19 protein-coding genes and 1 tRNA gene are annotated in these 19,362 nt (G+C 71.8%); 9 read left to right on the plus strand and 11 right to left on the minus strand.

What is annotated here, in order from left to right; all coding sequences use genetic code 11:
• Positions 1-53 precede the first annotated feature (53 nt).
• Both ACI6PP_RS08825 and ACI6PP_RS08830 read right to left on the minus strand, forming a co-directional pair.
• Entirely contained in the window at positions 54-1,880 is a 1,827-nt protein-coding gene (locus ACI6PP_RS08825) for a phosphoenolpyruvate carboxykinase (GTP) (RefSeq protein WP_421110900.1), read from the minus strand.
• 408 nt (positions 1,881-2,288) lie between these two features.
• Positions 2,289-4,133: a hypothetical protein gene (locus ACI6PP_RS08830; protein ID WP_421110902.1), complete on the minus strand. Its 1,845-nt coding sequence runs from the start codon at positions 4,131-4,133 to the stop codon at positions 2,289-2,291.
• 176 nt (positions 4,134-4,309) lie between these two features.
• Here ACI6PP_RS08830 and ACI6PP_RS08835 point away from each other — a divergent pair.
• Positions 4,310-4,382: transfer RNA gene (locus ACI6PP_RS08835), tRNA-Arg, on the plus strand.
• A 52-nt stretch (positions 4,383-4,434) separates the two neighbouring features.
• Here ACI6PP_RS08835 and ACI6PP_RS08840 read toward each other — a convergent pair.
• A complete protein-coding gene (locus tag ACI6PP_RS08840; protein WP_421110903.1) occupies positions 4,435-5,346 on the minus strand; it encodes a LysR family transcriptional regulator in 912 nt (303 codons plus the stop codon).
• Positions 5,347-5,474: 128 nt separating this feature from the next.
• Between ACI6PP_RS08840 and ACI6PP_RS08845 the strand changes: the two genes are divergently transcribed.
• Both ACI6PP_RS08845 and ACI6PP_RS08850 read left to right on the plus strand, forming a co-directional pair.
• On the plus strand, positions 5,475-6,284 hold the full coding sequence (locus ACI6PP_RS08845) for a HalD/BesD family halogenase (RefSeq protein ID WP_421110905.1): 810 nt from the start codon (positions 5,475-5,477) through the stop codon (positions 6,282-6,284).
• A 117-nt stretch (positions 6,285-6,401) separates the two neighbouring features.
• The gene (locus ACI6PP_RS08850; protein ID WP_421110906.1) at positions 6,402-7,319 is read left to right on the plus strand and encodes an ABC transporter substrate-binding protein; all 918 of its coding nucleotides are present in this window, start codon (positions 6,402-6,404) and stop codon (positions 7,317-7,319) included.
• 27 nt (positions 7,320-7,346) lie between these two features.
• Here ACI6PP_RS08850 and ACI6PP_RS08855 read toward each other — a convergent pair whose 3' ends face one another.
• On the minus strand, positions 7,347-8,117 hold the full coding sequence (locus ACI6PP_RS08855) for an SDR family oxidoreductase (protein WP_421110908.1): 771 nt from the start codon (positions 8,115-8,117) through the stop codon (positions 7,347-7,349).
• A gap of 96 nt (positions 8,118-8,213) precedes the next feature.
• Entirely contained in the window at positions 8,214-9,245 is a 1,032-nt protein-coding gene (locus ACI6PP_RS08860) for a glycosyl hydrolase (protein ID WP_421110910.1), read from the minus strand.
• A 153-nt stretch (positions 9,246-9,398) separates the two neighbouring features.
• Here ACI6PP_RS08860 and ACI6PP_RS08865 point away from each other — a divergent pair, with 153 nt between their 5' ends.
• The gene (locus ACI6PP_RS08865; protein ID WP_421110912.1) at positions 9,399-9,824 is read left to right on the plus strand and encodes a hypothetical protein; all 426 of its coding nucleotides are present in this window, start codon (positions 9,399-9,401) and stop codon (positions 9,822-9,824) included.
• Here the strand turns inward: ACI6PP_RS08865 and ACI6PP_RS08870 are convergent.
• Positions 9,821-10,333 carry a hemerythrin domain-containing protein gene (locus tag ACI6PP_RS08870; RefSeq protein WP_421110914.1) on the minus strand — a complete coding sequence of 171 codons (513 nt, stop codon included), beginning with the start codon at positions 10,331-10,333 and terminating at the stop codon, positions 9,821-9,823. The two genes, ACI6PP_RS08865 and ACI6PP_RS08870, sit on opposite strands and share 4 nt — an antisense overlap.
• Before the next feature lie 72 nt (positions 10,334-10,405).
• Between ACI6PP_RS08870 and ACI6PP_RS08875 the strand changes: the two genes are divergently transcribed.
• From ACI6PP_RS08875 to ACI6PP_RS08885, 3 genes are all read left to right on the plus strand, one after another.
• Positions 10,406-10,870: an aminoacyl-tRNA deacylase gene (locus ACI6PP_RS08875; RefSeq protein WP_421110916.1), complete on the plus strand. Its 465-nt coding sequence runs from the start codon at positions 10,406-10,408 to the stop codon at positions 10,868-10,870.
• Between the two features lie 102 nt (positions 10,871-10,972).
• Entirely contained in the window at positions 10,973-11,257 is a 285-nt protein-coding gene (locus ACI6PP_RS08880) for a DUF1540 domain-containing protein (RefSeq protein WP_421110918.1), read from the plus strand.
• Positions 11,258-11,285: 28 nt separating this feature from the next.
• Complete coding sequence (locus tag ACI6PP_RS08885; RefSeq protein WP_421110920.1) at positions 11,286-11,858, plus strand: DsbA family protein; 573 nt, start codon at positions 11,286-11,288, stop codon at positions 11,856-11,858.
• Here ACI6PP_RS08885 and nhaA read toward each other — a convergent pair.
• From nhaA to ACI6PP_RS08900, 3 genes are all read right to left on the minus strand, one after another.
• Positions 11,823-13,214 (minus strand): Na+/H+ antiporter NhaA, encoded by a 1,392-nt coding sequence (gene nhaA, locus ACI6PP_RS08890; RefSeq protein WP_421110922.1) that lies wholly within the window; start codon positions 13,212-13,214, stop codon positions 11,823-11,825. The two genes, ACI6PP_RS08885 and nhaA, sit on opposite strands and share 36 nt — an antisense overlap.
• A gap of 230 nt (positions 13,215-13,444) precedes the next feature.
• The gene (locus tag ACI6PP_RS08895; RefSeq protein WP_421110924.1) at positions 13,445-14,629 is read right to left on the minus strand and encodes an acyl-CoA dehydrogenase family protein; all 1,185 of its coding nucleotides are present in this window, start codon (positions 14,627-14,629) and stop codon (positions 13,445-13,447) included.
• 61 nt (positions 14,630-14,690) lie between these two features.
• Positions 14,691-15,026 (minus strand): DUF3817 domain-containing protein, encoded by a 336-nt coding sequence (locus ACI6PP_RS08900; RefSeq protein ID WP_421110926.1) that lies wholly within the window; start codon positions 15,024-15,026, stop codon positions 14,691-14,693.
• 96 nt (positions 15,027-15,122) lie between these two features.
• Here ACI6PP_RS08900 and ACI6PP_RS08905 point away from each other — a divergent pair, with 96 nt between their 5' ends.
• Positions 15,123-15,755 carry an ACT domain-containing protein gene (locus tag ACI6PP_RS08905; protein ID WP_421110989.1) on the plus strand — a complete coding sequence of 211 codons (633 nt, stop codon included), beginning with the start codon at positions 15,123-15,125 and terminating at the stop codon, positions 15,753-15,755.
• 10 nt (positions 15,756-15,765) lie between these two features.
• On the opposite strand, the gene ACI6PP_RS08910 is transcribed toward ACI6PP_RS08905, so the two are convergent.
• Both ACI6PP_RS08910 and ACI6PP_RS08915 read right to left on the minus strand, forming a co-directional pair.
• Positions 15,766-16,656 carry an SDR family oxidoreductase gene (locus tag ACI6PP_RS08910; protein WP_421110928.1) on the minus strand — a complete coding sequence of 297 codons (891 nt, stop codon included), beginning with the start codon at positions 16,654-16,656 and terminating at the stop codon, positions 15,766-15,768.
• A 125-nt stretch (positions 16,657-16,781) separates the two neighbouring features.
• The gene (locus ACI6PP_RS08915; RefSeq protein WP_421110929.1) at positions 16,782-17,582 is read right to left on the minus strand and encodes a deoxyribonuclease IV; all 801 of its coding nucleotides are present in this window, start codon (positions 17,580-17,582) and stop codon (positions 16,782-16,784) included.
• 149 nt (positions 17,583-17,731) lie between these two features.
• Here ACI6PP_RS08915 and ACI6PP_RS08920 point away from each other — a divergent pair, with 149 nt between their 5' ends.
• A complete protein-coding gene (locus ACI6PP_RS08920; RefSeq protein ID WP_421110930.1) occupies positions 17,732-19,357 on the plus strand; it encodes an alpha/beta hydrolase in 1,626 nt (541 codons plus the stop codon).
• Positions 19,358-19,362 lie beyond the last annotated feature (5 nt).

The raw sequence follows: 19,362 nt of genomic DNA on the forward strand, positions 1-19,362 counted from the left end.
CTCACAGGGCCATGACCCTGTGAGGCACCGACAACTCGGCGGAGGCCGGGGGGTCAGCCGAGGCGGGCCTTGAGGGTGTCGAGCTCGGTCCACAGGACGGCGGGAAGGGTGTCGCCGAACTTCTCGAACCACTCGGCGATCTGCGGCAGCTCCTCGCGCCACTCGGCCGGGTCGACGGTGAGCGCCTTCTCCATCTGCTCGGGCGAGACGTCGAGCCCGTCGAGGTCGAGCGAGCCCGGCGCCGGGACGTGGCCGATGGGCGTCTCGACGGCCTCGACGCGGCCGGCCAGACGGTCGACGACGTACTTCAGGACGCGGCTGTTCTCGCCGAAGCCGGGCCACAGGAAGCCACCGTCGTCGTCGCGACGGAACCAGTTGACGTAGAACACCTTGGGCATCTTGGACGCGTCGTTGTCCTTGCCCATCGTGATCCAGTGGTTCAGGTAGTCGCCGGCGTCGTAGCCGATGAACGGGAGCATGGCCATCGGGTCGCGGCGGATGACGCCGACGGCACCGGTCGCGGCGGCGGTGGTCTCCGAGCTGAGCGTGGCGCCCATGAAGGTGCCGTGGGTCCAGTCGCGCGCCTCGGTGACCAGGGGGATGGTCGTCTTGCGACGGCCGCCGAACAGGATCGCGTCGATCGGGACGCCGCGCGGGTCGTCGTACTCCGGCGCGAGGATCGGGCACTGGCGGATCGGGGTGCAGAAGCGGCTGTTGGGGTGCGACGACGGCTCGTCGGACTCCGGCGTCCAGTCGCGGCCCTTCCAGTCGGTCAGGTGCGCCGGTGCCTCGGGCGTCATGCCCTCCCACCACACGTCGCCGTCGTCGGTGAGCGCCACGTTGGTGAAGACCGAGTTGCCCTGCGCGATGGTGCGCATCGCGTTGGCGTTGGTCTCCCAGCCGGTGCCCGGTGCGACGCCGAACAGGCCGGCCTCGGGGTTGACGGCCCACAGGCGACCGTCCTGGCCGATGCGCATCCAGGCGATGTCGTCGCCGAGCGTCTCGACCTTCCAGCCCGGGATGGTGGGCTCGACCATCGCGAGGTTGGTCTTGCCGCACGCGCTCGGGAACGCCGCGGCGACGTGCTTGACGTCGCCCTCGGGCGAGGTGAGCTTGAGGATGAGCATGTGCTCGGCGAGCCAGCCCTCGTCACGCGCCATCGCCGAGGCGATGCGCAGCGAGTAGCACTTCTTGCCCAGCAGGGCGTTGCCGCCGTAGCCCGAGCCGTACGACCAGATCGCCCGCTCCTCGGGGAACTGGACGATGTACTTGGTGTCGCTGCAGGGCCAGGCCACGTCCTGCTCGCCGTCGGCCAGGGGCGCGCCGACCGAGTGCAGGGCGGGCACGTAGTCGGCGTCGGTGGCCTCGATCGCGTCGAGCACCTCGCGGCCGATGCGCGCCATCACCGACATGGAGGCGACGACGTACTCCGAGTCGGTGATCTCGACGCCGAACATCGGGTGCTCGGCGTCGATGTGGCCCATGACGAACGGGATGACGTACATGGTGCGACCGCGCATCGAGCCGGCGTACAGCTCGGTCATGATCGCCTTCATCTCGGCGGGGGCCTTCCAGTTGTTCGTGGGCCCCGCGTCCTTCTCGTCGACCGAGCAGATGAAGGTGCGGTCCTCGACGCGCGCCACGTCGGTGGGGTCCGAGGCGCACCAGAACGAGTTCGGCTTCTTGGACTCGTCGAGGCGCACGAACGTGCCGGCGTCGACGAGCCGGTCGGTGAGCGTGGCCCACTCCGCGTCGGTGCCCTGGACCCAGTGGACGCTGTCGGGCTGGGTGAGTCGTGCGACCTCGTCGACCCACGCCTGGAGCTGCGCGTGGCTGGTGCCGGTGGAGGTGCTGGTCTCGGTGACGGTCTCTGCGGCCATCGTGGGTGCCCTTCGCGTCGTCGACCCCCTGAAAGGGGTCTGCCGCCCGGAGGCGGCGGGTGGTGAACGGTCGACGACGCATTTGTTGTCGGAAACCACAATGGCTCCGCAAATGCGCCGTGGGCTCACGTTAAAGGGCCGGGAAAGGAATCGGAAACTCCACCCCCGTGAGTCGGCTCACACCTCAGAGCCCTGCAATTCTGGTCATCCTGACGGAATTCGGTGCTGGTCAGACTGACGAGAAGCGTGGTGACAGTGACTATTTTTCACGCATGTTCCCAGCATTTCCCGGGGCATTTCGCAAATGGTCAGAGCGACAATTGCGGCCGTCCGAGACCGCCGGGACGCACGACGGGCGCCCGACCCCGTGGGTCGGACGCCCGTCGCGTCAGGTGGTGGTGGGACTCGTCAGCGGCGGACCTTCAGGGCCACCGTGATGCCGCCCGAGACCGGCGCCGGTGCGCGACGGACGGACTTGCGGAGCGGGACGATCTCCTCGGCCTCCTCGTCGAGGATGTCGATCGAGGCCGCGAGGTCGTCGCTGCGCGGTGCGGCGGCGAGCTCCTTGAGCAGCGCGGGGAACGACGTCACCGTGGTCTCCTTGGACGACGAGTAGTACATGTCGTCCTCCTCGTCGGACTCCTCCTCGAAGTAGTCCGAGGAGTAGCCGCCCATCTGGTCGGCGAGGCCGGCGACGCGGACGATGCCCCGCGCCCCGCGGTAGCGCTTGGGGATCTTGACGGCGAGCTTGACGGTGCGGGTGCTGCCGGCGCTGCCGCGGCCGGGCTTGAGCGTCACCTTGAGGTTGACCTTGTTGCCGGCCTTGGCGGCGATCGTTGAGCTCTCCGTGACCGTGCGCCACTTGCCCTTCTGCTTGGCCTGCACGCGGCCCACCGTGTAGGCCGAGTACTTCGTGGCGATGCGCGTGGTCTGCCAGACACCGAGGACGGTGACGTCCTCGAAGTCGTTGTCGATGATGGTCTGCAGGTCGTTGCCGAGCGCGTTGGGCGCGACGACGCTGACGTCGGAGCGGTCCGACGCGCGGTCGGCGTGGCGGTACCAGACGACCTGGCCGTTGGCGCGACGGATCTGCACGGCGTACGAGACGTCGGCGGTCCCGGGCTGGTAGCCGTCGTAGACGTTCTCGACCTCGGACTCGGTCTGCACGGCCGTGATGAACGCGACGGCCTCCGGGACGCTGACGCGGGTGACCGAGGTGCGGTCCTTGCCGGCGACGACGGTCCGGGTCGTCACCGGGACGCTGCGCGGGGCGGCTCCGAGGGCGCCGAGGATGCCGGCGGTGCGGTCCTGGGTGATCTGGCCGCGGGGCGCGCCGACGTTGGCCAGGACGTACGACCCGGCGGAGTCGTCGCGCTGGATGAACACGGGCGAGGCGCCGTGCATCGTCAGCGTGGACGGGCCGGTGAAGGAGTCGGGGTGGCCGAAGGCGAAGACCTTGGACCCGCAGACGGCCGTCACGGTGCCGACGCCGGCGAGCGTGATCGTGCCGTACGACGCCGAGGTGCCCACGGCGCTGCCGGGGGCGATCGGGAAGACGGTGCTGCTGGCGCGCGAGCCGGTGGTGGCCGCCTGCGACGCGGGCGCCGAGTAGCCGGTCTTGCGGGCGTAGCTGTTCAGGTGGGTGCGCGAGAGGCCGCCGCTGATGCTGCGGGGGACGCGCAGGCGCTGCAGGCCGCGGTCGACCGAGGCCGCGCTGACGCCGTCGGCGCGCATCGTCCGGGCCAGGCCGCCCTGGACGGCGACCTTGGCGGCCGGCCTGGCCGCGGGGTCGATCGCGTACAGGTCGGCGGCGGGCGTCACGCCCGCGTAGTCGCTGGACTGCAGGCTGAACCCGTACGACACCGCACCGACGAGGCGACCGTCGGAGGCGTAGATCGGGCTGCCCGACATGCCGGCCCAGATGCCGGCGTCGACCGAGCCGTCGGCCTTGGTGACCCGCGATCCCGCGACCTTGACGATGAGCAGGTCGACGCCCGGCGCGATGCCGTCCTCGATGGTGCCCTCGTAGGTGCCGGTCAGGGCGTCGGGCGTGGTGCCGTTCGTCGTCACCTTGCCGGTCAGTGCCTGGCCGTCGGTGAGGTCGGCGGCCGGGTAGGCGTCGGGGCACAGCGCGTCGTTGGGCGCGGCCTGCGACGAGGCGATCGGTGCGGCGACGGCGGTCGCGGCGGCGACCACGGCGGCGAGCGTCAGCCCGAGGGCCCGTCGTCGCGCGGACAGGACAGAGCTCTTCACGTGGTCGTACCCCCAGTTCGATCGCCGCGAACTCGGCGAAGACGGACACAAGGTATCCGTCAGAACATGCGCCCGTCCGGCGAATGCACACAGTGGTGCACCCCCGTGACCGAGGCCCCGATTTCACCTCGCGCGACCGGCCGGGATATGGTGTGGGCTGCCCTCGACGAGGGCCTGCGCCCGTAGCTCAACGGATAGAGCATCTGACTACGGATCAGAAGGTTAGGGGTTCGAATCCCTTCGGGCGCACCCCATCAGGAGGCCCCCACCGCGTGCGGTGGGGGCCTCCTGCATGACGGCCTCACGCCTCGACGACCTCCTCAACCGCGCGGATGAAGCCGGCGGCCGCCTCGCTGACCGGGCGGTGGCGGTGCCAGGCCAGCCCCACGACGCGAGGGCTGACGCGGCGCAGCTCGACGGTCCTCAGGCCCGGCGGCAACGGGACCACGGACAGCCGCGGCAGGACGGCTGCGACGTGCCCGCGTTGCACCAGGCTCACGATGGTGGAGTTCTGGTTGCTCCGGAACACGATCCGGCTGCCGTAGGAGGGGCGTCCGAGGCGGGCCTCGATCGAGTGGACGGCGCGCATCTCGCCGTAGCCGACGAGCGGCAGCTCGGGGTAGTCGTCCAGGTCGACCGCACCGGTCACCGTGGCCATCGGGGAGTCCTCGGCGACGAGGAGCACGTAGGGGTCCTCGAGCAGCGCCGCACTCTCGAAGGGACCGGGGGCGAGGGGGTAGACCACGAACGACAGGTCCAGCTCGTCGCGGCCCAGACGGTCGAGGAGGTCGCCGTCGTCGGGCAGCTCGCTGAGCACCACCTGCACCCGGTCGAAGGTCTCGTAGAAGATCGCCAGCGCGTCCGGGAGCAGACCCGTGCCGACGCTCTCGAAGCACCCGATCCGCAGGGTGCCCGCCATTCCCTGGTCGAGTGCGGCGATGTCGGCGGCGGCCCGCTGGACGGTGGCCGCTACCACGTCCGCGTGCTGGAGCACCACCCGTCCGGCGGGGGTCAGCGAGACCGAGCGTCCTCCGGGGAGCCGGTCCACCAGCGCGTGGCCGACGATCCGCTCGAGCCGGGCGATCTGCTGGCTCACCGCCGACTGGGTGTAGCCCAGCGAGGTCGCCGCGGCGGTGAACGAGCCGCACCGGGCGACCTCCGACAGGGTCACCAGGTGGCGGGAGTCAAGCCGGGCCCACAGCGGTGTCGCCATCGTCGAATCATAAGCAGCCGTGATGTTCGCAAGCACGAGAACGCACTGGTGCTGATGTTCGCGCCAGGTCGATGCTGGCGACACCCACCCACGTCCGCGGGTGTCGCACGGGAAGGAACCACCTCGACATGTCCACCGACCTCGACGCCGTCCGCGGTGTCATCGATCTCGACCGGTACCCGATCGACGACCTCGACAGCCCCCGCGGCAAGGAGCTGCTCGCCTTCTGCCACGCCGCCCTGGCCTTCGAGGGTGCCTGCCAGCTGCCGGGGTTCTTCCGACCCGAGGCCGTCGCCGCCCTGGTCGACGAGGCGCTGCGCAAGCAGGACGTGGCCTGGCGCACCGACGACAAGCACAACGTCTACTTCGAGAAGGTCACCGACGACGGTGGACCCGACGTCCCCCGCAACCGCCTGCAGCACACGTCCAAGGCCGCCGTCGCCTGGGACCTCGTCGACGCCGACTCGCCCCTGCGCACGGCCTACGAGTGGGACGGTCTCACCGCGTTCCTCGGCCGGGCGCTCGCCATGGACGACTTCCACCCCTACGCCGACGAGCTCGGTGCGGCGTCGCTGATGGTCTTCGACGAGGGCGACGAGCTGGGCTGGCACTTCGACCGCTCGCCGTTCGCCGTCACCGTCATGCTGCAGCCGTCGCAGGACGGGGGCGAGTACCAGTACCACCACCACCTGCGCGGTGCCGAGGACGAGAACGAGGCCGGTGTCCTCGCGGCCCTCGACGACGCCCACCCCAACCGGATCACGCTGACCAGCCCTCCCGGGGCGCTGACGATGTTCCGGGGCCAGTACTCGATGCACCGCGTCACGCCCGTCGCGGGCTCGCAGCGCCGTGTCAACGCCGTGCTCGCGTACTCCGAGAGGCCCGACGACAAGATGAACGCGCTCACGCAGAAGCTCTTCTACGGCCGGACCGCCTGACCCTCGTCGCACCACCCGCACACCCCTCGCACGGCACCATCCCGTGGGGCACGAGCGCGCGCCACGCTCGGTCCTGCACCGTCCCCCCGAGACCACACCGACCTGGAGGTCATCCCCATGCGAGGCCCGCACCCGTCCCGAACCGTCCGCCTGATCGCCGCCCTGTCGGGGGTCGTCCTCGCCGCGACCGCCTGCGGAGGTGGCGACGCGATGGGGGAGGCCTCCGCCGACGAGGGCACCATCGTCGTCGGCTCGGCCAACTTCGCCGAGAACGAGCTGCTCGCGCAGATGTACTCCGAGGCGCTCAAGAAGGCCGGGTTCACCGTCGAGACCAAGCTCAACATCGGCAGCCGCGAGATCCTCTACGAGGCCATGAAGGACGGGTCGGTCAACGTGCTGCCCGAGTACAACGGCGCGCTGCTGTCCTACCTCGACGCCAAGGACACCTCGACGACCACCGAGACCGTCGACGCCGCCCTGATCGAGCTGCTGCCGGCCAACCTGGAGGTCCTCGACCCGTCGCCCGCGCAGGACAAGAACACCGTGGTGGTGACCGAGAAGACGGCCGAGGCGAACGACCTGGAGTCGATCGCCGATCTCGCCCCGGTCGCTCCCTCGCTGGTTTTCGCCGGCGCCCCGGAGGACAAGGACCGCTACCAGGGCCTGGTCGGACTCGAGGAGGTCTACGGGCTGAAGTTCAAGGAGTTCAAGCCGCTCGACCAGGCCGGCCCCCTCACCATCAGTGCCCTGGCCGACGGTGACGTCGGCGCCGGCATCCTGTACTCGACCACGCCCGAGATCGAGGAGCGGGGCTTCGTCGCGCTGACCGACCCCGAGAACGTCTTCGGGGTCCAGAACGTCATCCCGTTCGTCAACACCGACACCGTTCCCGACGGCGCCGCCGACGTCCTCGACGAGATCTCGGCCAAGCTCGACACCACCACGCTCACCGAGCTCAACGCACGCGTCCAGATCGACAAGGACGACGCCGTCACCGTCGCCCGCGACTGGCTCACCGAGAACGGTCTGCTCTGACGGTCGGCCGCGTCGCCTCGGCGCCGCTCAGCCCGAGGTGAGGCGGATGGCCTGCCTGACCACCCAGTCCGGTGCCACCGAGGCGGCCGACCGCAGCGCCAGGGTCTGACGGCCCACCACCCGGTGCGGCCCGCGCAGCGGCACGCCTCGCTCGCTCCAGGTGCGCCACGCCGCGCGCGCGACGTCGTCGGTGGTGAGGCGCACCCCGAGACGCTGGACGCTCGCCGCGCCGGTGGCGTCCCCGCTCACCATGTCGGTGTCGACGAACAGCGGCAGGAGGCTGCGCACGCGCACGCCGTCGCCACGCCACTCCAGGTCGAGGGCCTCGGTCAGCGACTTCACCGCGGCCTTGGTGGCGCCGTAGGTCGCGAGCATCGGCTGGCCGTAGATCGCCGACGCCGAGCACAGGTTGAGCAGCATCCCTCGGCTGCGGGCGAGCCGGTGGTGCGCGAGACGGGCGCCCAGCAGCGTCCCGGAGACGTTGACGTCGACCTGCACCCGGTGGTCGGCGACGGGCATCGTCGCGAACGGCCCCGAGCGCAGCAGGCCCGCGTTGTTCACCAGCAGGTCGAGCCCGCCGCTCGGACCGCAGAGACGCTCCAGCGCCGACGTCCACGCGTCCTCGTCGCGGACGTCCATCGTCCCGGCGAGCATGTGCTCGTGCGACGACGCGAGCGCCTCGGCGGCGTCGCCGTCGACGTCGAAGACCCCGACGCGCCAGCCCCGTGCGTGGAAGGTCTCGGCGATCGCGCGGCCGATGCCGCGCCCCGCTCCGGTGACGAGGGCGGTGCGGGTCACGTCCACGCTGCTCCTGGGGTCGGGACGCCGGCGGTCCCGGCGCGCTCGGCAGGAGTCTCTCGCGGGCCCGGGGCTGCCGCCACCGGGCGGCCGACGTCAGAACCGTGCGTGCTTGACGAGCCGCCGGTACTCGCGGAGCGACTTGGGGTTGTTCCGCAGGTGGCTGGGTCCGGGGCTGTTCCAGTAGCCCATGTAGACCACGTCGTTCCTGCGGGCGAACGCGATCATCTTGCGGATGTAGGCCGGGCTGTCGCCGGCGCCGCCCACCTTGCGCGCGGCGAGCCCCCACTCGGGGATGCTCAGCGGCTTGCGGTGCGCGCGGGCGAACCTCGCGAGGTCGTCCAGTCCGCCACGCTGGGTGCGCTGGAAGCGCCAGCGCTTGGGCTGACGACGGGGCTGGCCGGGGAGCACGCGGTCGTAGAAGTCGGCGCCGATGACGTCGACGGCCTTGTCGCCGGGGTACCAGTACTTCATCGGCAGGACGGGCGAGCCGGCGGCGACCGTCAGGTCGAGGGTGAAGCTCGAGCCGGGCGTGGACTTGAGCGCCCTGGCCGCGCGCGCCCAGTACCTCGCCCACTGGCGCTGCTGCTTGCGCGTGGTGCCGGCGCGGTGCCGGAACCAGTCGCCGTTGCCCTCGTGCGCCAGGCGGATCACCGAGCCGCCGAGCCCGGCGGCGACGAGGTTGGCGCCGAGGCGCCGGAAGTGCGCGTCGTAGCGCCCCGTCGCGCCGAGCGCGCGCCAGTTCCTCGGCGCGCCGGCGGGGATCAGCGACTGCGCGATGACGAGCTGCCGGCCGCGCTTGGCCTGCACCCACCGGTCCCAGCGGTACTTGGGGTCGTTGTGGACGATGAACCACGGGTCGCTGATGCCGCGCCAGCTGGTGGCGGCGTCGTTGAACACCAGCACGCAGCTGTACTCGCGCCGCACCATCGCCGACAGCTTGGGCACCTGGGTGACGTCGTGCGCCGCGTGGGTGCACATCCGGGGCGACGACGACGCCGCCCGCTGAGGTGCGGCGACGGGGGCGCCGGCGACGACTCCGGGCGTCACCGACACGGCCACGGCGAGCAGGGTCGTGACGACGGCGGCACGCCGGGCGAGACGCGCGGACAGGCGAGGACGGGGCACGGGGGATCTCCTCAAGATTGACGAGACCCATCATGCTGCGGTGACGGCGGCGGCGGGAGGGTTTTGCGCGATCCGGGCGGAATTGTCAGTGCCCGGTCCCAGTGTTGCCACGTCGACGCCCGACGCGCGGGCGCCCCGCCCCCGGAGGCCCCGATGACCCACACCGTCGCCGAGAAGATGGTGGTGCGGCCGGGCTGCCGGGCCCACCTCGTGGACGCACCCACCGACGTCGTCCGGTCGATGGGTCTGCCCGACCTCGACCTGACCGACGAGCCGGACGGGGTCCTCGACCTCGCGCACCTGTTCGTCGTCACGCGGGCCGAGATGACCGTCGCGTTCCCGCGCCTGCGCGACCGCCTGGCACCCCGGGGCGCGCTCTGGGTGTCGTGGCCCAAGGGTCATCGGCTCGGCTCCGACCTCGGGTTGCCGGCCGTCATCGAGATCGGCTACGACCACGGCCTCGTCGAGAGCACGTGCCTGCGGGTCGACGACACGTGGGCGGGCCTGAAGTTCACCCGCCCACGGCCCGGAAGGACGTACCGCAACAGCTACGGACGCCTGCCGGGGCCCTCGGACTAGGAGTGCTGCTCGATGTACTCCTGCGGGTCCTTGTCGACGCGCTTGACGCCCGTGACGTGCGCGGCCTGGAAGGCGACGAACTCGACCGCGAGGCGGTGGCGCTCCTCGAGCGAGACGTTCTCGCGGAAGTCGGTGAGTCCCTCGCGCTCCTCCTCGGCGAGGTGGTCGCCGTTGGCCTCATTGGCCTTGGCCACGGCCTCGAACCAGGCGTCCGAGCCGACCTCGTGGTCGCCGACCGCGGCCACGGCGTCACGGATGTCGTTGTGGTCGCCGATCGCGTCGTCGGTCTCGGCCTCGGGGGAGTCGGTGCCGCCCGCACCCTCGCCCTTCTTCAGCAGCACGGGGTAGAACAGCTGCTCCTCGGCCTCGGCGTGCGAGTCCAGCAGCGCCTCGAGCCGGCCCCACACCGCGCTGAGTGCGTCGGTGTTGCCGGCGTCGATCTGCTCGATGACCGAGAAGAGCTTCCGCTGCTCGGCGTGGTCGTCCAGGATCTCCTGCGTGATGTCCATGGCAGGCAGGCTAGGACGGGCCGCCGACGCCCGCCGGTCGTGAGCCCAGGCTCACCTGAGCATGATGGGGCGGTGACCGACGACCCCACCGCCCGGGCCCGCGCCGACGCCGCCGAGCGCGGCCTGGAGATCGAGGTGCGCGAACGTCCTCCCGCGCGCAGCCTGGCCGAGGCCGCCGCCGGCCTCGGCGTCGAGCAGGCGGCGCTCGTCAAGACGCTCGTGGTGCGCCGCGGCGACGACGACCACCTGTTCGTCCTCGTTCCGGGCGACCGGACGATCTCGTGGCCGCGCCTGCGCGAGGCCGTCGGCGCCAACCGGCTCTCGATGCCCGACGCGTCGGTGGCCCGCGCGGCCACCGGGTACGAGCGCGGCACCATCACGCCGCTCGGCAGCACGACGGCCTGGCCGGTGTACGCCGACTCCCGCATCGGCGGGCGCATCGCGCTCGGCTCGGGCAGCCACGGGCACGGCGTCCTGGTGGACGCCGCCGCGCTGCTGACGGCGCTCGACGCGACCGTCGTCGACCTCTCGGACTGACCTCGGCACCCCGGTCAGGCAAGCCTCTCCAGGCTTCTCAAGACCGGTTTCCCGTCGCATGGTGGTGCCACGGAGCATCGACCACCGGGAGCCACCATGACCATGACCAGCCTTCCCATCGTCAGCACCTGCAGCGTCGCGGGGTGCTCGTACAACCACGACGACGACTGCCACGCCGGTGCGATCACCGTCACCGGCTCGTCCGCGGCCTGCGGCACGTTCGTCGACACCGCCGACAAGGGCGGCACCGCGTCGGCCGAGGCGCACGTCGGCGCGTGCCACCGCACCGAGTGCGTGCACAACGACCAGCTCGAGTGCGGCGCCGAGAACGTCCGGGTGGGCGCGGGCGCCGACGTCGCCGACTGCCTGACGTTCAGCGCCGCCTGAGGCTCCGGGCCCGGCCTAGGCTGGGTGCATGAGCGACACGGAAACCCAGAGCCCCGAGCCGGTCGACCTCGTGCCGGAGGGCGACTCCCGGCACGTCCTGGGCAACCCGGACGCGCCGGTCACGATCGTGGAGTTCGGCGACTACGAGTGCCCGTACTGCGGGGCGGCGGCGCCCGTCCTGCACCGGCTGGTCGACGAGTCCGACGGCCACGTGCAGCTGGTGTTCCGTCACCTGCCGCTCTTCCAGCGCCACCCCTACGCGCTCACCGCGGCCCTGGCGGCGGAGGCGGCGGGCGAGCATGGGCTGTTCTGGCCGCTGCACCGTCAGATGTTCGCCCACCAGGACCGGCTGACCGACGAGGACCTCGTCGCGTATGGCACCGAGCTCGGCATCGACGGCACCTCGCTGGTCGGCGACGAGCCGCAACGGTTCGGCGAGGTCGTCGAGGACGACTACGCCGCGGCGGTCGCGCTCGGCGTGCGCGGCACGCCGGGGGTCTTCGTCGACGGCCGCCCGTACCAGGGGCGGCTCGAGCTGCGCGACCTGCGCGCGGCCGTCGGCCTGTCAGCCCGTGGGGGCTCTCCACGGTCGGGGCGGTAGCTCCGGCCACCGCATCCCGTCGCCGTCGGGCGTGCACATCGGCAGCCGCTCGCCGAGCGTCCGCAGCAGCACCGAGCCGAGCACGGCGGCCAGCAGCGAGCCGGTGAGGATGCCGATCTTGGCCTGGTCGCGCAGCGCGGCGTCGTCGAACGCGAGCTCGGCGATGAACAACGAGATCGTGAAGCCGATGCCGGCCAGCACCGCGCCGCCCATCAGGTGGCCGTAGCGCACGCGCCCGGGCAGGTCGCCCAGGCCCGAGCGCAGGGCGACGGCCGAGAAGACGCTGATGCCCACCGCGTTGCCCAGGACGAGGGCCACGGCGATGCCGATGGTGATCGACGACGTCGCCGCGGCCGCGAGCGTCGGGCCGTCGAGGTGCACGCCGGCGTTGGCCAGGCCGAACAGCGGCACGACGACGAACGCGCTCACGGGGTGCAGCGCGTACTGCATGCGGCCGTTGGTCGAGATCGTCGCGCGCGCGGCCGAGATCGTCAGCTGCGCGCGGTCGGGGGCGGCGCGCTCCTGCAGGGCGTTGACGTAGAACGTCATCCGGTCGCGCTGCTTCTTGTCGATCAGGGCCGCGGGCACCGCGAGCCCGATGACCACGCCGGCGATCGTCGCGTGGACGCCCGACTCGTGCACCGCGAGCCACAGGCCCAGGCCGACGATCGCGTACGGCGTCACCTGCCAGACCCCGGCGCGGCGCATGAGGACCAGCAGCGCGGCGAGCACCACGGCGATGGTCAGTGCCCCGAGCTGGAGCCCGTCGTTGTAGAACACCGCCATGACGGCGATCGCGCCGATGTCGTCGACGATGGCGAGCGTCAGCAGGAACAGGCGCAGGTGGTCGGGGCAGCGTGGGCCGAACAGTGCGAGCACGCCGAGCAGGAACGCGGTGTCGGTCGACATCGCCATGCCCCACCCGGCCGCCTCGGGGCCGCTGGGGTTGAAGGCCAGGTAGATGAGCGCGGGCAGCAGCATGCCGCCGACGGCACCCAGCGCGGGGACGGCCACCGTCCGCGGGTTGCGCAGGTCGCCCACCCAGACCTCGCGGCTGATCTCCAGCCCGACGACCAGGAAGAAGATCGCCATCAGGGCGTCGTTGACCCAGTGCCGCAGGCTCAGGTCGAGGGCGACGTCACCGATCCCGAGGCCCGCGTGGGTGCCCCAGACCTGCTCGTAGGTCTCCCACCACGGGGAGTTGGCCCACAGCAGCGCCAGCACCGTGGCGCCCAGCAGCAGCACCGCGCCGCCGGACTCGGTGGCCATGAACCGCCGGACGGCGGGCGCCGCGACGGGCAGCCTGACCCGCGTCTCGGGGCCGGGCCGCGTGGGCAGGCTGGAGGGCTCGTTCACGTGGGGGTGGAACCCGTCGGGGTGCCCGTGTGTTCCGGACGGCGCGCGTCGGCCGTCGTCGGGACCAGGTGGGGGAGGACGTGCACGCCCCCGATCCTGCACCCGTCGGGGCCGTCGTGGAACGCCGAGTGGCGCAGAACCCGTCCCGAGTGGCGCAAGATCGGGCCGGATCGCGCGTGTCGACCCCGATCTTGCGCCACTCGGCGGGAGGGGCGGGGGAGGGGAGGGGGCTAGACGAAGGCCTGCTCGCCGGTGATGGCGCGGCCGACGATCAGGGCGTTGATCTCGCGGGTGCCCTCGTAGGAGTACAGCGCTTCGGCGTCGGCGAAGAAGCGGGCGATGCCGTGGTCGACGACGATGCCGTTGCCGCCGAACAGCTCGCGTCCCCAGGCGACGGTCTCGCGCAGCCGCGTCGTGGTGAACGACTTGGCCAGCGCCGCCTGCTCGTCGGTGAGTTCACCGGCCTCCTGCAGCTGCGCCACGCGCACCGTCATGCCGAGCGAGGCGGTGACGTTGCCGAGCATGTTGGCCAGGTGCGCCTGGATCAGCTGGAAGTGCGCGATGGGGTGGCCGAACTGCTCGCGCTCGACGGCGTAGGCGCGTGCCAGCTCGTACGCGCCCATCTGCGCGCCGACCGCCGACCACGACACCCCGCCGCGCGTCTCCTGCAGCACCTTGTTGGTGTCGGCGAAGGAGTTGGCGTGCTCGAGCTTGGCCTCGGCGGGCACCCGGCAGTCCTCCAGGACGATGTCGGCGTTCTGCACCGTGCGCAGCGAGATCTTGTTCTCGATCTTGGTGGCGGTGAAGCCGGGGGTGTCGCCGTCGACGACGAAGCCCTTGACCTCGCCGTCGGCCTCGTCCTTGGCCCAGATGATCGTGTGGTCGGCGAACGTCGCGTTGCCGATCCAGCGCTTGGCGCCGTTGAGCACCCAGCCGTCGCCGTCCTGACGGGCGGTGGTGGTCAGGCCGCCCGCGACGTCGGAGCCGCCGCTGGGCTCGGTGAGGCCGAACGCGCCGATCTTCTCCATCCGGCGCATGGCCGGCAGGTAGCGGTCCTGCTGCTCGACCGAGCCGAGCACCGAGATGGTGCCCATGGCGAGGGAGTTGTGCACGCCGTAGAACGTGGCGATCGAGGCGTCGACGCGCGCCAGCTCGGCACCGATGAACCCGGTGAGCAGCGGTCGCGCGGCGGGGGTGTCGTCGTCGGGGAACGCGATGCCGATGATGCCGAGGTCGGCGATGCCGGGGACCAGGTCGTGCGGGAACTCCGCGTCCATCCAGGCCTGGTTGGCGATCGGCTGGACCTTGTCCTCCATGAACGCCCGGACCTTGAGGACGGTGTCGGCCTCGTCGTCGGTCAGCAGCGACTCGTAGCCGAAGAAGTCGGACTCGAGCACGGTCTTGTCGGTCGCCATGGTGGCTCCTGTCGTCGGCGTCCCCACACCGTAGGACGCGCGGCGCGACCCCGCAGGTGGCCTACCGCTGCCAGATGTGACGGCCAGAGCGCTCGGACCAGCGCTCGAAGACCACGGTGGCGAACGGCGGGATGCTCGCCGCGAGCGCCGCCAGGAGCACGAGCGGAGACCAGCGGAACGTGCGCCAGCACAGCAGGGCCACCACGACGTAGAGCACGAACATGGCGCCGTGGATCGGGCCCATCACCTCCACGCCGCGCTCGGTGGTGCCGGCGATCCACTTGAAGTACATCCCCACGAGCAGGCCCGCCCAGGAGGCGGCCTCGGCGAAGGCGACCACCGCGAAGGCACGGCGCAGAGGGGTGTGGACGGAAGTCAGGGGCTCGGTCTGGCTCACGCCACGAGCCTGCCAGACCGGGCCCAGCGGTCCACCATGCGGGAGGTGTGACCTCGCCCGAAACGTCGGGCTGGGAGCATGGGGCCCATGGCGTTCCTGCTGCGGGTGGAGCTGCCCGACGTCCCCGGGTCGTTGGGCGCCCTCGCGACGGCGCTCGGCTCCGCGGGTGCCGACATCGAGGCGATCGAGATCATCGAGCACCGCGGCGACGGCAAGGCCGTCGACGACGTGCTCCTCGAGCTGCCCCCCAGCGTCATGCCCGACGCCCTGGTCACCGCCTGCCACAAGCTCGACGGCGTGCGCGTGCAGTGGGTGTCCCGCTACAACGCCGGCGCCAACCTGACGATGGACCTCGAGACCGTCGAGGCGTTCACCAACGACCCGTCCCGGGCGCTCGAGAGCCTGGTGGATCTCGTGCCCGCGACGTTCCGCGCCGACTGGGCCATGTCGCTGCGGGCCGAGCCCGACGGCGACGTCGCGCTGGTGCGGGCCACCGACACCGCGCCGCAGCTGGTGGCCGAGTGCGCCGAGTGGCTGACGATCTCCAGGGCGACCCTGCTGCCGGGCGTCCCGGCGTGGGAGTCGACGGTGCTCGCGGGCGCCCGCGTCCCGGGTCGCGACATGGTCATCGTGCTGGGCCGGCACGGCGGGCCCGAGGTGCTGGGCTCGGAGCTCGCGCGCCTGGATCACCTGACGGCGCTCGCGGCGTCCGTCAGCGCGTCGGCCTGACGCCCGCCGGCTAGGCGCGCGACTTCCGCTGCGTCACCGGGATGTGCTTGGAGTGCGCGCGGCCGAGGGCGTCGACCTCGCGCTCCATCTGCGGCACGGTGCGGCCCGCGATGCGGCGCACGATCGGGTCGAGCAGACCCGACGTCAGCAGCTGGCGGGTGACGTTGGAGACGCGCACCTCGCGCGGCACGTAGACGCGACGGGCGCGTCGTCCCATGCCGTCGCTGATGAGCCGGATGCAGGTGGGCAGGTCGGTGGTGCCGTTGGCCGGCCACGGCAGCTTCGTGCGGACGTCGCGGAACGACGGCAGGTCGGCCTCGGCGCCGCGGACGATGTCGGTGTCGACCCAGGACGGGTGGCACACGCCGACGCCGACGCCGAGGTGCGAGACCTCCTGGCGGCAGGCGAAGGCCAGGGCCTCGGCGCCGGCCTTGCTCGCGTTGTAGACCGCGAGGCCGGCCAGCGGGGTGAACGCGGCCTGCGAGGAGACGACCAGCGCGTACCCGCCGGAGCGCACCAGGTGCGGGATCGTGGCGTGCAGCGTGCGGTACACGCCGTTGAGGTTGACGTCGACGACGCGCTCCCAGTCGTCCTCGGCGATCTGACGGACGGTGCCGTAGGCCGAGATGCCGGCGTTGGCGAGCACCAGGTCGATGCCGCCGAAGTGCTCGGCGGCGGCGTCGACGGCCTCGGTGAGCTGCTCGCCGTCGCGGACGTCGGCCTCCCACCAGGCGGCGCGGTCGGCACCGATGTCGGCGACCACCTTGGCCAGCTCGTCGGGCTCGAGGCCGAGCAGCGCCACGCGGGCGCCACGGTCGGCGAGCTCACGGGCGACGCCCGCGCCGATGCCTCGGGCGGCACCGGTGACGAGGGCGACCTTGCCGGTCAGGTTCTGGGTCATGGATTCAAGATACCGTCGGTATCTGAAATCCGCCACCCCCGCGATCCGCCGATCCGCGTCTACCGGTCCGTCGGTTCGCGCGACGTCGATCGACGGACCGATGCGCGCGGATCGGCGGATCGCGGCTAGGCGGGGAGGCGCTCGCGGAGCCAGGCGATGTCGGCGGCGTGCTCGTCGATGCCGCCGGGGGTCTCGACGACGACGGGTGCGCTCGCCGCGGACACGACCCCCACCAGCAGGTCGGGGTCGACGTGGCCCTGGCCGAGGTTGGCGTGCCGGTCGGCGCCCGAGCCGGCGACGTCGCGGCTGTCGTTGAGGTGCACGAGGTCGATGCGTCCGGTGACGGCGCGGACCTCCTCGACGGCCGTCGCGAGGTCGAGGCCGCCCGCCCAGGCGTGGCAGGTGTCGAGGCAGAAGCCCACCTGGTCGCCGCCCTCGGCGTCGCCGATCGACTCCCACAGCCGCGCGATCCGCTCGAGGTGCCGCGCCATGGCGTGGTCGCCGCCGGCGGTGTTCTCGACGAGGACGGGCACGGGTGCGTCGAGCTGGTCGATGCACTTGCGCCAGTTGTCGAAGCCCACCTCGGGGTCGTCGGCGGCGAGCACGTGCCCGCCGTGGACGATGACGCCGAGCGCGCCGACCTCGGCGGCGAGCGTCACGTGCTTCTGCAGCAGCTTGCGGCTGGGGATGCGGATGCGGTTGTTGGTGGTGGCGACGTTGAGCACGTAGGGGGCGTGGACGTAGAGGCCGATCCCGGCGTCCTCGGCGGCCGCGCGCAGGGCCTCGGCCCCGCCCTCGTAGGCGACCGTCGGGCCCTTCCAGCCCTGCGGGTCGCCGAGGAAGATCTGCGCGACGTCGGCGCCGCGGGCGCGGGCGTCGGCGATGGGGTCGGCCTGGTCGACGTGGGCTCCGATGCGGGTGCTCATGCCGCCGACGCTAGTACGCCCGACCGACGGTCGCGGGCCGCGGGCACGTCGATCGTCGTTGCGTCGGTTGCTCTGGACAACCAGGTCGAGCCGGGGCAGTCTTCGCGAGTCCGGCGCGACGACGCCGGCGGAGATCGGAGACCCCCGTCATGAAGAAGCTGCTCGTCCTGGTGTCGACGCTGGCGGCCGTGCTCGCCGGCGCCGTGGCACTGCCCGCGCAGGCCCAGCCCGCCCCGCGAGCCAAGGCCCCCGCGTTCACCCCGAGACCCCTCACCTTCGGCACCTGCGCCAACCCGGCGCTGACCGCCAACAAGATCGAGTGCGGCACGCTGGTCGTCCCGCTCGACTACGCCAAGCCCAAGGGCGCCACGATCAAGCTCGCCGTGTCGCGGCTGAAGCACCGCTCGTCGGCCGCCGACTACCAGGGCATCATGCTGACGAACCCCGGCGGGCCCGGCGGGTCGGGGCTGTCGCTGTCGGTCCTCGGACGCGGCGACATCGTCCCGGGCACCGGTGACGACGACTACGACTGGATCGGCTTCGACCCCCGCGGCGTCGGGTCGAGCACGCCGTCGCTGTCGTGCGACCCCGACTTCACCGGCTACGACCGGCCGAACTACGTGCCCACCACGCGGGCGCTGGAGAAGGTCTGGCTCAAGAAGTCCGAGCGCTACGCCACCGCCTGCAAGTACGCCGACGGCGCCCGCCTGCTGAACCACGTCAAGACCACCGACTCGGTCAAGGACATGGAGAGCATCCGCAAGGCCCTCGGCCAGGAGCGGATGAACTTCTACGGCTTCTCCTACGGCACCTACCTCGCGCAGGTCTACGCCACGCAGCACCCGACGCGTGTCCGCCGGTTCGTCATGGACGGCAACGTCGACCCGACGCGCGTCTGGTACCGGTCGAACCTCGACCAGGACCTCGCCTTCGAGAAGACGATCCAGGTCTGGTTCGACTGGGTGGGCGACCACGACGACGTCTACGGCCTCGGTGACAGCGGCGCGGAGGTGCGCGCCGCGTACGAGGACCAGCTGGAGAAGCTCGACGCCCAGCCGGCGCAGGGCAAGCTCGGCCCCGACGAGCTCAACGACGTCCTGCTCAGCGCCGGGTACTACGTGTTCGACTGGGACGTCCTCGGCCACGCGTTGTCCGACCTGGTCAACCGCGGCGACGCCACCGCGCTGCTCGCCCAGTACCCGGTGCCCGGTGGGGAGGGCGCCGACAACGGCACCGCGATGTACCTCGCCACCGTCTGCACCGACGCGCCGTGGCCGGAGAGCTTCGCCAGGATCCGCCTCGACAACTGGCGCACCTACGCCGAGGCGCCGTTCGAGACCTGGGCGAACGCGTGGTTCAACGGCCCGTGCCTGACGTGGCCCGGCAAGGCGTCCACGCCCGTCAAGGTCAGCGGCAGCAAGGTCGACAGCAGGATCCTGCTGGTGTCCGAGACGCTCGACGCGGCCACGCCGTACAGCGGCAGCCTCAAGGTGCGCAGCCTGTTCCCGTCGGCCTCGCTGATCGAGGGCGTCGGCGGAACCACGCACGCGGGCTCGCTCAACGGCGTCGCCTGCGTGGACGACGCGATCGGCGCCTACCTGAAGACCGGTGCGGTCCCCGCCCGCGTCTCGGGCAGCCGCTCGGACCTGCAGTGCGACCCGGTGCCGGCGCCCACGCCCACGCCGGCCGCGGGTGCGCCGAGCGCCAAGCTGGCGCCGGCGACGTCCGGCGACGCGCTGGTGCGACAGGCGCTGCAGGACGCGCAGCTGCGCTGACACCG

Origin of the sequence: Solicola agrisoli, from assembly GCF_049059935.1 — a bacterium.
Lineage (GTDB): Bacteria > Actinomycetota > Actinomycetes > Propionibacteriales > Nocardioidaceae > JAURVT01.